At 48.9% G+C, this 11,920-nt stretch carries 12 protein-coding genes; all 12 read left to right on the top strand.

Annotation, left to right across the window (positions count from 1 at the left end):
* Positions 1 to 74 precede the first annotated feature (74 nt).
* A complete protein-coding gene (locus AWR27_RS17510; protein WP_077132390.1) occupies positions 75 to 1,577 on the top strand; it encodes a GH3 auxin-responsive promoter family protein in 1,503 nt (500 codons plus the stop codon).
* A gap of 10 nt (positions 1,578 to 1,587) precedes the next feature.
* Positions 1,588 to 2,985: an AAA family ATPase gene (locus AWR27_RS17505; RefSeq protein ID WP_077132389.1), complete on the top strand. Its 1,398-nt coding sequence runs from the start codon at positions 1,588 to 1,590 to the stop codon at positions 2,983 to 2,985.
* Positions 2,972 to 3,556, top strand: a complete 585-nt coding sequence (locus AWR27_RS17500) for a hypothetical protein (protein WP_077132388.1) — start codon at positions 2,972 to 2,974, stop codon at positions 3,554 to 3,556. Before AWR27_RS17505 ends, AWR27_RS17500 begins: the two co-directional genes overlap by 14 nt.
* A 6-nt stretch (positions 3,557 to 3,562) precedes the next feature.
* Positions 3,563 to 3,874, top strand: a complete 312-nt coding sequence (locus AWR27_RS17495; protein ID WP_083732893.1) for a nucleotidyltransferase family protein — start codon at positions 3,563 to 3,565, stop codon at positions 3,872 to 3,874.
* A complete protein-coding gene (locus AWR27_RS17490; RefSeq protein WP_077132387.1) occupies positions 3,867 to 4,301 on the top strand; it encodes a HepT-like ribonuclease domain-containing protein in 435 nt (144 codons plus the stop codon). Before AWR27_RS17495 ends, AWR27_RS17490 begins: the two co-directional genes overlap by 8 nt.
* Positions 4,294 to 5,466 carry a 1-deoxy-D-xylulose-5-phosphate reductoisomerase gene (locus tag AWR27_RS17485; protein ID WP_077132386.1) on the top strand — a complete coding sequence of 391 codons (1,173 nt, stop codon included), beginning with the start codon at positions 4,294 to 4,296 and terminating at the stop codon, positions 5,464 to 5,466. Before AWR27_RS17490 ends, AWR27_RS17485 begins: the two co-directional genes overlap by 8 nt.
* Before the next feature lie 25 nt (positions 5,467 to 5,491).
* The gene (locus AWR27_RS17480) at positions 5,492 to 5,707 is read left to right on the top strand and encodes a type II toxin-antitoxin system HicB family antitoxin (RefSeq protein WP_077132385.1); all 216 of its coding nucleotides are present in this window, start codon (positions 5,492 to 5,494) and stop codon (positions 5,705 to 5,707) included.
* On the top strand, positions 5,707 to 5,955 hold the full coding sequence (locus AWR27_RS17475; protein ID WP_077132384.1) for a type II toxin-antitoxin system HicA family toxin: 249 nt from the start codon (positions 5,707 to 5,709) through the stop codon (positions 5,953 to 5,955). Before AWR27_RS17480 ends, AWR27_RS17475 begins: the two co-directional genes overlap by 1 nt.
* Before the next feature lie 18 nt (positions 5,956 to 5,973).
* Positions 5,974 to 7,290 (top strand): RIP metalloprotease RseP, encoded by a 1,317-nt coding sequence (rseP, locus tag AWR27_RS17470; protein WP_077132383.1) that lies wholly within the window; start codon positions 5,974 to 5,976, stop codon positions 7,288 to 7,290.
* Entirely contained in the window at positions 7,268 to 7,831 is a 564-nt protein-coding gene (locus tag AWR27_RS17465) for a DUF6702 family protein (protein WP_418346591.1), read from the top strand. The genes rseP and AWR27_RS17465 overlap by 23 nt, the downstream gene beginning before the upstream one ends.
* A gap of 186 nt (positions 7,832 to 8,017) precedes the next feature.
* Complete coding sequence (gene lon, locus AWR27_RS17460; RefSeq protein WP_077132381.1) at positions 8,018 to 10,507, top strand: endopeptidase La; 2,490 nt, start codon at positions 8,018 to 8,020, stop codon at positions 10,505 to 10,507.
* Positions 10,504 to 11,694 carry an AGE family epimerase/isomerase gene (locus tag AWR27_RS17455; RefSeq protein WP_077132380.1) on the top strand — a complete coding sequence of 397 codons (1,191 nt, stop codon included), beginning with the start codon at positions 10,504 to 10,506 and terminating at the stop codon, positions 11,692 to 11,694. Before lon ends, AWR27_RS17455 begins: the two co-directional genes overlap by 4 nt.
* The last annotated feature ends 226 nt before the right edge of the window (positions 11,695 to 11,920 follow it).

The following is an 11,920-nucleotide window of genomic DNA, read 5'->3' as shown; positions in this document are numbered from 1 at the left end:
CAGCCTTGTCCCTAACCACTCCATAATCCATTGTTAATTATTCATTGTCCATTATCCATTACTTTTGCCCTATTATGGGAATACGTTCAGTACTGAGTAAGCCGTTGGCAAAGTGGGTGGTAGAGCGGCAGCGCGAGTGGATGTACCGCCCCGCCGAAGCACAACAACGCTGGATGCAGCGACTCATCAAAGGTGGGCAGAACACCGTTTTTGGCCGCGATCATCGGCTGACCGACGTGCGCACGGTCGAAGAATTCCGGCAGGCCGTACCCGTTCGCGACTACGAAGACCTTAAACCCTACATCGAGCAGATTCTGAACGGCGACAGCGACGTTTTGTGGAAAGGCAAGCCGCTGTATTTAGCCAAAACGTCGGGCACTACGTCGGGTACGAAGTACATTCCAATCACCCGCGACTCGATTCCGAACCACATCGACTCGGCCCGCGACGCGCTGCTGAATTATATTCACGAAACCGGCAACGGCGCGTTTCTCGACGGCAAACTGATTTTTCTGTCGGGCAGTCCCGAACTCGACCAAAAGGCGGGTATTCACGTGGGGCGGCTGTCGGGCATTGCCAACCACCACGTGCCGGGCTACCTCCGCACCAATCAGCTACCCAGCTACGAAACCAACGTTATTGACGACTGGGAAACCAAGCTTGAACGCATCATCGACGAGACTATCGACCAGCCGATGTCGCTGATTTCGGGAATTCCGCCCTGGGTGCAGATGTATTTCGACCGGATTCAGGAACGCACGGGCAAGAAAATCAAAGACGTATTTCCCGACTTTTCAGTGTTTGTGTACGGCGGGGTCAACTTTGAGCCGTACCGAGCCAAACTGTTCGACAGCATCGGCAAACGCATCGACAGCATCGAAACCTACCCGGCTTCGGAGGGCTTTATTGCCTTTCAGGATTCGCAAACCGAAGAGGGCCTGCTGATGCTTCTGGATAGCGGTATCTTTTTCGAGTTCATTGCCGCCGACGAGTATTTCTCCGACAACCCGCGCCGGCTGACCATTGACGAGGTTGAACTGAATAAAAACTACGCCGTGATTATCAATAACAACGCCGGACTGTGGGGCTACTCCATCGGCGACACGGTGAAGTTCGTTAGCCGCGACCCGTACCGGCTGTTGGTCACGGGTCGCATCAAGCATTTCATCTCGGCCTTCGGCGAACACGTTATCGGCGAAGAAGTAGAGAAGGCGTTGACAGATGCGATGAGCAAGCATCCCGAAACCGAAGTCGTGGAGTTTACGGTAGCCCCGATGGTTAGCCCCGCCGAGGGCTTGCCCTATCACGAATGGCTCGTTGAGTTTGCCACGCCCCCGCACAACCCGGCTCAGTTTGCCCGCGACGTCGATACGCGTCTGACCCAATTAAACGTATATTACGACGACCTCATCACCGGCTCCATTCTGCAACCGCTGCGCCTGACGAGTTTGCCACGCGGGGCGTTTCAGCAGTACATGAAAAGCCTTGGCAAACTCGGCGGCCAAAACAAAGTGCCGCGCCTGAGCAACGACCGCAAAATTGCAGACGGATTGATGGGGGTTGTTAGTGGAAAATGATAAGTGAAAAATGAAAATCACCGGCATCGACATCGGCGAATATCGTCAGTTCAAGAATCTAAAGTTTGATTTTACGTATCCCGAAGGTCACGACAAAGCTGGTCAGCCTTTGGAAAAAGTATGCTTTATTGGGCAGAGTGGCACGGGGAAGACTACGTTGCTGAATGTGATTTGGGATTTAGTCAATAGATTATCAAACTTATTAGTTAGCCAATCATTTTACAAAACCTTTGAGGACGGATTGCAGGATGAATACGTTATTGTCAACGACCAGGACCTGTACACTATCGGGGTCATTATAAACGAACAACCTTTACAACTCAACAAAAGAAAAGGTGTTACCAGACATAAGAATATTTCTATTAAAAACGGCGACACAGAATACAAAACCTTCTTTCTGAAAAAGGGTATCTCCTTTGAAATTGCCAATGCAATTGAAACGGTTTTAGAATCAACTGAGAAGTTGGCTCTATTCATAAAAGACTCTGTTTCACGGGAAGCCGACGCTTTTTTATTCGACCAGAAAAATCAACCGCAAAGTTTTTCAGACTTTGTAAAAACAGACGCACAGATAGAATCAGAAAAAGCTCTATACAAGGAGCGAGCGAATGAAGCAGGAAATCGGAAAACGGTTTCCTTCGGTGATATGCGGTCATTATCTATATGGCAGTATCTGCTTAAAGATATTATAGAGTATGACGAAACAACTGTACAGCATATTACAAGCATCATTCAGAATACTCCCAAAAACAAAGTTGCAGATGAACTGCATAAATGGATGGCAACCGATCCGCGTATAGAATTGGCGGATAAATGTTTAAATACATTATTAGACAAACTATTTATTGAACTAGACATTAACACGGGGAGTGTACCCATTAAACTTCGCTCCAAACAAGGCACCGAAATCCCCAATAACACGCTCAGCACTGGCACCCGGCAAATTTTGGCAACGGCCATCCCTATTTACAAATTCGACACGAAGGATACAGTCATCCTGTTCGATGAACCTGAGCGGTCGTTGTTTCCTGACATTCAGCGCGAGTTGGTGAAATATTACACCGGCTTGGCCCCCGAAGCGCAGTTTTTCTTTGCTACGCACTCGCCCATTATCGCGGCTGCGTTTGAGCCTTGCGAACGGTTTATCTTGTACTTTGATGAGAACGGCGAAGTGAAGTACCGGAACGGCGTGGCCCCGATTGGCGACGACCCGAATGATGTGTTGCGTCAGGACTTTTGGATGAATCCGCTCATGGGTGATGAAGGACTGGCAGCTTATAAAAAATACCTTGATCTGGCTGCTCAGATTCGTAGTGAGACAGACGAAGAAAGGAAAAATCAGCTCATTATTGAGCGTTTGGAATTAGGAAATCGCTACAATTTTGCTGGTCAACATGCGCCGTATTGAAAAAGATGCAACCGCTCTCAGTGCGACAATGAGCTATAAAGTTACCGGCGATAATACAAGTTTACGGGATGCACTTTGCCAGGAGCAACATAGTATTTGTGCTTACACCGAAACGTATTTAGGACGTTCGGACAAGAAGGACATCGAACACTTCAACCCGACGTTGAAAGATAAGGCTCGCGATAATCATGAAAACTGGTTTTTAGTGAAAGCGCAATGGAATAGCGAAAAAGCCAGCAAATGGCATAAATTCCAGCCAATTTTACACCCAACAGCAACTGACTTTGAGCGACGAGTAATTTACAGGGATGGAACCTATCAGGCGGCTTCGAATGAGGACGAAGATGCGATTCACCTAATCCAACTACTCAAATTAGACGATCCAGAGTTGGCCTATGAACGGTTTTGCTATATCGAAAACCTCAAAGAAAACATAGGTCTATCGTCAAAGTCTGCTCAACAATTTATCGACAGTTTAATACGGTCGCGTCCGACGTTAGTTTACTTCATCCGCGCCATTGAGGAAGAATTAGGCGTTACGGTTAACTTTGACCTGTTGAAAAAGCCCTGATAATTAATGAAAGCCACCACCATTGACCGCGAATTTATTCTGGAAACGCTCCGCGCCATCCGCGACCGGCTTCGCACGGAATTCGGCATCGAGCGGATTGGCTTGTACGGCAGCTTCGCCCGGAACGAGCAGACGGAGAAAAGTGATATTGATCTGGTTTATGAACTGGCCGTTGGCCGACATTTGGTATGGCAGGAAAAAGACCGGCTTTACCGAATCCTCCGTCGGCGACTGCATCGGAAGATAGATTTGGTAAATCAGGAGATTATGAATCCATTTGTGAGTTATTATATGCGCAAAGACGTCATTTATGTTTGATAAGCGAAATATTACATACATCTGTACAATTCTTGAGTGCATTGAGAAAGTATTCATATATGGTGATGGCTTCACTGATGCTACCCAATTTATGTGGGCACAAGATCAGCTCAATTTTAACGCAACCTGGGGTTTACTACTCGTAATTGGGGAGGAGTCGAAAAAATTAGACAGTGACCTAAAAAAACAATATCCTCAAATTCTCTGGCAACAAATAGCAGGTATGCGAAATTATCTCGCACATGACTATCGGGGTGTTGATAAAAACTTAGTATTTGACGTGAGCCGTACACAAATTAGTAAATTAAAGGACGTTTTATTGAAGATGATAGACGACGTTTCTTACGACAAAGAAGCGTTGGCAGAAGCCCTCGATTCGCCCTACTACCTTCATATTCAGTACCTTCGCCAAAAGCTACATGACTGAACCGAAAAAACGACATATCGCCATTCTGGGTAGCACCGGCTCCATCGGCACGCAGGCCGTTGCCGTTGTGCTGGCGCATCCCGACCAGTTTCAGGTGGAGGTGCTGACCACCAACAACAACGCCGATTTGCTGATTGAACAGGCCGTTGCGCTCAACCCGAACGTGGTGGTTATCTGCAACGAAGACCGCTACGAGCAGGTGTTCGACGCGCTCGACCCGCTTGGCATCAAGGTCTATGCCGGGGCTGCGTCCATTGCTCAGGTGGTGCAGATGGATAGTCTCGACATGGTGCTGACCGCAATGGTTGGCTACGCCGGGCTGCTGCCGACCATCAAAGCCATTGAAGCAGGCAAGTCCATTGCACTGGCGAACAAAGAAACGCTGGTGGTAGCGGGCGAACTCATTACGCAATTAGCCGCGCAGAAGGGCGTCAATATCTACCCCGTCGATTCAGAGCATTCGGCTATTTTTCAGTGTTTGGTAGGGGAGTTTCACAACCCCATCGAGAAAATTATCCTGACCGCTTCGGGCGGGCCATTTCGCGGTAAAGACCGGGCATTTCTGGCCGACGTCACCAAAGCGCAGGCACTCAAACACCCCAACTGGACAATGGGCGCGAAAATTACTATCGACTCGGCCACGCTGATGAACAAGGGGTTAGAGGTCATTGAAGCCAAATGGCTGTTCGGCCTGCGCCCCGACCAAATCGACGTGGTAGTGCATCCGCAGAGTATTATCCATTCATTGGTGCAGTTTGAAGACGGAAGCCTGAAAGCGCAGATGGGTCTGCCCGATATGCGTCTGCCGATTCAGTTTGCGCTGGGCTACCCAAACCGACTAAAATCGGATTTTCCGCGTTTTAATTTTATGGATTACCCGTCGCTGACCTTCGAGCGGCCCGATACCGAAACGTTCCAAAATTTGTCGTTAGCCTTTGACGCCCTCAAACGCGGTGGCAACGCGCCCTGTATCATCAACGCGGCCAACGAAATTGCGGTAGATGCGTTTCTGCACGACCAAATTGGTTTCTTAGAAATTTCGGACGTTATCGAATCATGTCTGGCAACGGCTACCTTTGTGGCTGCGCCCGCTTACGACGACTACGTACAAAGCGACACCGAAACGCGCCGGTTGGCATCGGAGCGAATCAAAACGCTGGTTTAACTGTTTCACACAAAACGACTCAATTATGAGCGAGTTAACTTTTTTAGTTGAATCAGATGAAGAAGGAGGCTATGTGGCTCGAACAAAGCTGGCGCACGGGTCGATTGTCACGCAGGGTGATACGCTTGACGAATTGAAGACGATGATAAAAGATGCGGTTATCGGTTATTTTTTTGATAAACCAAATGAAATGCCCCAGACCATCCGTCTTCAGCTAAATGAAGTTCTCGCCCTTGCCTAATGAAGTTACCGAGAGATTGGAACGGCAGTGATTTAGTTAGGCGATTGGAGCGATTTGGCTATCAGGTACACCATCAGACTGGAAGTCACATCATCGTTCGAACATACGCAAAAGGTGAACATTCCTTTAGCATACCGAATCATAAACCGTTGAAAGTGGGTACGCTCAACAGCATCTTAAACGATATTGCTGAGTACTTAGGCATTCATAAGCAGGAATTAACTGATCGGCTGATGAGCCGTAAATGACTTTACAAACAGTAGCAAATGGAAATTTTAATTATGGCCGGGCAGCTCATTCTGGGGTTGTCGATTCTGGTTGGCCTTCATGAACTCGGACACCTGCTGGCGGCCAAAGCTTTTGGTATGCGGGTTGAGCAGTATTTTATTGGCTTTCCGCCAAAAGTATGGAGTATCAAACGGGGCGAAACCGAATATGGTCTTGGCATCATTCCGCTGGGTGGATTCGTCAAAATTTCGGGCATGATTGATGAATCGCTCGACACCAAACATACGCAGTCTGAACCGCAGCCGTGGGAGTTTCGCTCGAAACCAGCCTGGCAACGGCTTATCGTCATGCTCGGCGGCATCATCGTTAATGTCATTGTCGGCATCCTGATCTTTGTGGTGCTGGCCTATAAAAACGGCAACACCTACTTAGCAGCCAAAGATGCCAAATACGGTATCGTCGCTTATGATCTGGCGAAAGAAATTGGCCTCCGAACGGGAGATAAAATCCTGAAAGTGAACGGCAAAGAATTAGTCGATTTTAGCGACATCCGCAGTTCCGACGTGTTTTTGGGTAATAACAGCTACTACACCGTTGAACGCAACGGCCAGCAACTTGACATTGATATTCCCAACAATTTCGTTGATAAACTTGCCGATAAAAAGAGTGCCGGGCTGTTTATAGAGCCAATTATGCCGTTTAAAGTACGCGAATTAGTACCGGGCCAACCGGCGACCAAAGCGGGATTGAAACCGGGCGACCTCATTACGAACATTAATGGCAAACCAATACAGTTCTATCATGAGTTTACCGATGCCGTTAAGCCCCTGAAAAGTAAGCCTATAACGCTTGGTATCAGCCGTAAAGGACAGCCTGCTTCGCTCAGCCTGACAACAACCGCTGAGGGTACGGTCGGCTTTTTTCCTGAGTTTCTGCTGCCTATGACCACGCAGCAATACACATTTGGCGAAGCTATATCGGTTGGTACGCGCCGGGCGTTTCAGGTCGTGTTTGACAATATTAAGGGATTTGGCAAGATTTTCCGGGGCGAAGTGTCGGCGTCAAAAGCATTGAGCGGCCCAATTGGCATTGCTCAGAATCTGTTCGGCGGTGTGTGGGTTTGGGATCGTTTCTGGACCGTAACGGGCTTGTTGTCAATGGCTCTGGCGTTTATGAACGCGTTGCCCATTCCAGCTCTCGACGGTGGTCATGCCACTATTCTAAGCTACGAAATTATTTCGGGGCGTAAACCGTCTGACCGTTTTCTTGAGGGCGCACAGCGGGTGGGTATGGTTATTCTGCTGGGCCTGATGGCATTTGCAATTTTCAACGATGTTTTCAAAGCTGTTTTTTAAACGCAGAGAAGCGGAGGAGTCGCAGAGAGCGCAGAATTTTCTCCGTGTTCTCTGCGTGAATCTCTTTTCACTCTGCGTTTTTTCACTTTTTTCTTCTGCTCGCCCGGCGCATGATTTTCATGTCAGTGTGACACAAATGGTTTACAACCAAAAAGAACGCACCTTTGAGATCAGCATTCGGGTATTTACCGACGATTTGGAAAAAGCCCTCACGCAGGCAGCAGGTACGAAGGTAAATTTACTACCGAATGATAAAAATGACCCGCTGATTGAAAAGTACGTGCGGTCTTGTTTCGCTTACGTCAGCCCACAAAAACAACCGAAGCCATTTCAATACATTGGTCATGAAATTGAAGCCGATGCCAACTGGATTTACTTGGAAATGCCTTATACAGAGCCGTTTAGGGGGGGTATGCTTAAGCAGGCGGTGCTGATGGAACTGTTTGATGACCAGGTGAACATGGTAAATATAAACTACCAGGATCAGAAGAAAACCGTTGTTTTTCGCAAAAGCCAGCCTGTTCAGGACATCTCCATCTAATAAATAATTTGCAGTGCCAAACTCGAATGCGTACATAGTAGTTATTTTGCGGTAGAAACATCCAGCCCGCCGAATCGTCATAGAATTGGTAGTTGGCATACGACTTGCACCTACTTCATCTTCTATCCTTTTCCATCTTTATAATCACCAATAGGTATTGATAGCTGTCAGTTTGGCAGTTTTAGTATGATTCCAGAAAACGAATTAGCTACCCGTTTATTAATGGCCGATTTCGACTCGGACAACCTTGAGATTGTGCCCCTCGGTTCGGCGGAGGGCTTTGATGAAGATTACGAACTACCGGCCAACCTGCCGGTACTGCCGGTACGTAATACAGTGCTGTTTCCCGGTATGGTGATTCCAGTAACGGTGGGTCGGTCGAAATCAATTCGCCTGGTTAAGAAAGCGTATAAAGGCAATCGAATTATTGGCGTATCAGCTCAACTCAATCAGAATAAAGACGAACCCACTGCCGACGACCTGTATCGGTTTGGGACAATTGCCTACATCATAAAAATGATCACGTTGCCCGACGGCAACATCACGATTATTATTCAGGGCAAGAAACGGTTTGAAATGCAGCAGATTACGCAGGAAGAGCCGTATATGATGGCGCAGGTTCGGCAGATAGACGATAGTTTTCCGAACGTAAACCGCAAAGAAGGCAAAGCACTGTTGCAATCGCTCAAAGAAGCGGCTTATAAAATTCTTCGACTCAATCCGGAAATTCCACAGGAAGCCCGCATCGCGCTCGACAATATCGAAAGCCCGACGTTTCTATTGCATTTTCTATCATCGAACTTAAATGTTGATGTAGCTGATAAACAGCGGCTTCTGGAAACGCTCGATGGGTCGCAACAGGCAAATTTGCTGCTCGAGTACATGCTGCGCGAGGTACAGTTGCTGGAACTGAAACGAGAAATTCAGTCCAAGGCATCGTCGGATCTCGATCAGCAACAGCGCGATTACTACCTGCGTCAGCAAATGAAGGTATTGCAGGACGAGCTGGGGATGGACAACCCCGACCGCGAGATTGACGAGCTGAGGATGCGGGCAGACGCCAAAAAATGGTCGACGGAGGTACGCGGGCATTTCGATAAAGAACTGAATAAACTTCAGCGTATCAACCCCATGGCCCCGGAGTATCCCGTCACGATGAATTACATCGAGTTGATGGTTGACCTGCCCTGGAACGAGTATACGAAAGACAATTTCGACCTCAAGCGGGCACAGAAAATTTTAGACGCCGATCATTTCGGGCTGGAAAAAGTTAAAGAACGCATTATTGAGTACCTCGCTGTTCTGAAGTTGAAAAGCGATATGAAAGCCCCAATATTATGTTTGTATGGCCCTCCCGGTGTGGGTAAAACGTCGCTGGGCAAGTCGGTAGCGAAGGCGTTGGGCCGCAAATACAGCCGAATGGCGTTGGGGGGCGTTCATGACGAAGCCGAGATTCGTGGGCATCGAAAAACGTATATCGGGGCCATGCCCGGTAAGATTATTCAGAACATTCGGAAATGCGGCACGGCCAATCCGGTATTCATCCTTGATGAGATCGATAAAGTGAGCAGCGATTTTCGGGGAGATCCGTCGTCGGCATTGCTCGAAGTTCTTGATCCTGAACAGAACAACACGTTTATGGACAATTACTTAGATACAGAGTTCGACCTCTCGCGGGTGTTGTTTATTGCCACGGCCAACTCGCTCGATACCATTCATCCCGCCCTGCGCGACCGGATGGAAATTATCGATATTGCGGGCTATACCATCGAAGAAAAAGTACAGATTGCCAAAAAATACCTGATTCCGAAACAGCGCAGAGACCACGGTCTGAAACCGAAAGATTTGCAATTCGATGATAAAGCCATTCTGCGCATCGTGGAAGGCTACACCCGCGAGTCGGGCGTGCGGAATCTGGAGCAGAAAATTGGTAGGCTGGTGCGTAAGGTGGCGAAATGTATTGCGATGGAGGAAGAATACAATCATACGATCAAAGCTGCCGATATTCCAAAACTGCTCGGTGCCGAAATTTTCGATAAAGAACTCTACGCCGACGATGACATCGCGGGCGTGGTAACAGGCTTGGCCTGGACGCAGGTAGGGGGTGAAATTCTATTGATCGAATCGAGCTTGAGCCGGGGTAAAGGCAACCTCACACTCTCCGGCCAACTCGGCGACGTAATGAAAGAGTCGGCTGTTACGGCCCTCTCGTACCTGAAAGCCCATGCCGACGAACTGGGTGTAGATTACCGTATTTTTAATCATTACGATTTGCACATTCACATCCCGGCGGGGGCCGTACCGAAAGACGGGCCATCGGCAGGGATTACCATGCTGACATCGATGGCATCGATTTATACGCAGCGTAAGGTGAGGCCGTACATTGCTATGACTGGCGAGACTACTTTGCGTGGTAAAGTGCTGCCCGTGGGAGGGATCAAAGAGAAAATCCTGGCCGCTAACCGGGCTGGTATAAAGGAGATTATCCTTTGCTCGAAAAACCGTAAAGACATCGAGGAGATTAACCAGACATATATCAAAGACCTGATTTTCCATTACGTCGATACGGCAAATCAGGTTCTCGATATTGCGCTGCTGCCCAATCAGGTGGGTCGCCCGATGAAATTTATTCTTCCCGAAGAAAGAGAACAACGTGAGTTAGAGAGAGCGTATTGATTGATTTTCAGAAACTTACTGCCGATTACAAAGGGGCATTGCTTGAACAGGTAGTGCCTTTTTGGTTAAAACACAGCTCCGATGGGCTGTGCGGGGGCTATTTTGACCTGTTGTCGGCAACGGGCGAAATTATTGACGGCAACAAGTATGTAAGCTTGCAGGCGCAGCAAACCTGGGCGTTTGCGTGGCTGTATGCAAACGTCGAAAAGCAACCCGCGTGGCTCGAACATGCACGGCAGGGGGGCGTTTTTTTGCGTCAGTTTGCGCATCACGAATCCGGTACATGGTATGCTCAACTCGACCGGCGCGGGCGGCCTGTAGCACTCGCTGCTGACTCGACACCAGTCTGTTTTTTGGCAATGGCCTACGCGCAGCTATACGCGGCTACAGCAAACGATGAGTGGGCCGCGTTGGCAAAGCAAACGTTTGCGCATGGGGTTGAAGCCTGTGCTATTCGTACTAATGCGGTCGATGATCGGCTGCATACGCTACATCATTTGAGCGAACCGGCAACGCTTTTGCAGGCTACGCTAACGATGCAACCGCTGTTTGACGAAGACGCGAACAAAGAGCACGTAGACGCGGCTTTAAGCGCGTTGTTCGGAACGTTTCTCGAACCCCGCGCCAATGTATTGCACGAATACGCCTTGCCCGGCTCCGCTTTTCTGAACACGCCCGAAGGCCGCAGTCAGCACGTAGGCCTGACGTTCCGGGTTTCAGGTCTGCTGCTCGACGCGTATGCAGGAACGAAAAACCAGAAGATTACGGCACAGGTGCTGTCGTGGTGTTTGCGTACCTGCGAACTGGCATGGGATGAAGTTTCGGCGGGTCTGTTAACGCGCATCGACCAGAAACAGCAACCCAACCTTCGTTCTGACTGGCAACTAAAATGGGCGTGGGTGCAACTCGAAGCCTTGAACACCCTGGCGAAACTTTACTGGCAAACCCGCCATCCCGACTGCGCTAAATGGTTTCGGCGCATTCACGATTACACGTTTGCCCGCTTTCCCGATAGTACCACCCCCGGCTGGCACCTCCTGCTCGACATCCATCATCAGCCCGTATTGGGGGCTAAAGCTACGCCCGACGTTGGCTGTTTTTCGCAAATCCGGTGTCTGGCCGAAACGGCTCAGTTACTCACAAAAGCCGCCCAGATTCAGCCCACCGTGCGCCGTAGCTGGATTTAAAGGGGAACACGGATTGTACGGATGCTACGGATGAACACAGATTTTATACCCAATGGAATCACCTATGACGTATTGCTGACGCGAGTGAGACGCAAAGGGTTGCGTCTCTACGGTTGACCATCCGACGTAGAGACGCAATCCTTTGCGTCTCACTCGCGTCAGCAATACGTCATAGCCAAGTCAAAATGGTATTAATTTACGAGTAAACTTAATCTGTGTTCATCCG

This window comes from Spirosoma montaniterrae, from assembly GCF_001988955.1.
Taxonomy (GTDB): Bacteria; Bacteroidota; Bacteroidia; order Cytophagales; family Spirosomataceae; genus Spirosoma; species Spirosoma montaniterrae.
Note: the sequence above shows the minus strand (reverse complement) of the source record. Positions and strands in the feature narration are given on the sequence as shown.

Excerpts from the sequence above, each read along its gene's own strand:
- AWR27_RS17500 (WP_077132388.1), top strand. The coding sequence starts at position 2,972 with ATGCGCCGTATTGAAAAAGATGCAACCGCTCTCAGTGCGACAATGAGC.
- AWR27_RS17510 (WP_077132390.1), top strand. The coding sequence starts at position 75 with ATGGGAATACGTTCAGTACTGAGTAAGCCGTTGGCAAAGTGGGTGGTA.
- AWR27_RS17485 (WP_077132386.1), top strand. The coding sequence starts at position 4,294 with ATGACTGAACCGAAAAAACGACATATCGCCATTCTGGGTAGCACCGGC.
- AWR27_RS17505 (WP_077132389.1), top strand. The coding sequence starts at position 1,588 with ATGAAAATCACCGGCATCGACATCGGCGAATATCGTCAGTTCAAGAAT.
- AWR27_RS17495 (WP_083732893.1), top strand. The coding sequence starts at position 3,563 with ATGAAAGCCACCACCATTGACCGCGAATTTATTCTGGAAACGCTCCGC.
- lon (WP_077132381.1), top strand. The coding sequence starts at position 8,018 with ATGATTCCAGAAAACGAATTAGCTACCCGTTTATTAATGGCCGATTTC.
- AWR27_RS17480 (WP_077132385.1), top strand. The coding sequence starts at position 5,492 with ATGAGCGAGTTAACTTTTTTAGTTGAATCAGATGAAGAAGGAGGCTAT.
- AWR27_RS17475 (WP_077132384.1), top strand. The coding sequence starts at position 5,707 with ATGAAGTTACCGAGAGATTGGAACGGCAGTGATTTAGTTAGGCGATTG.
- rseP (WP_077132383.1), top strand. The coding sequence starts at position 5,974 with ATGGAAATTTTAATTATGGCCGGGCAGCTCATTCTGGGGTTGTCGATT.
- AWR27_RS17465 (WP_418346591.1), top strand. The coding sequence starts at position 7,268 with ATGTTTTCAAAGCTGTTTTTTAAACGCAGAGAAGCGGAGGAGTCGCAG.
- AWR27_RS17490 (WP_077132387.1), top strand. The coding sequence starts at position 3,867 with ATGTTTGATAAGCGAAATATTACATACATCTGTACAATTCTTGAGTGC.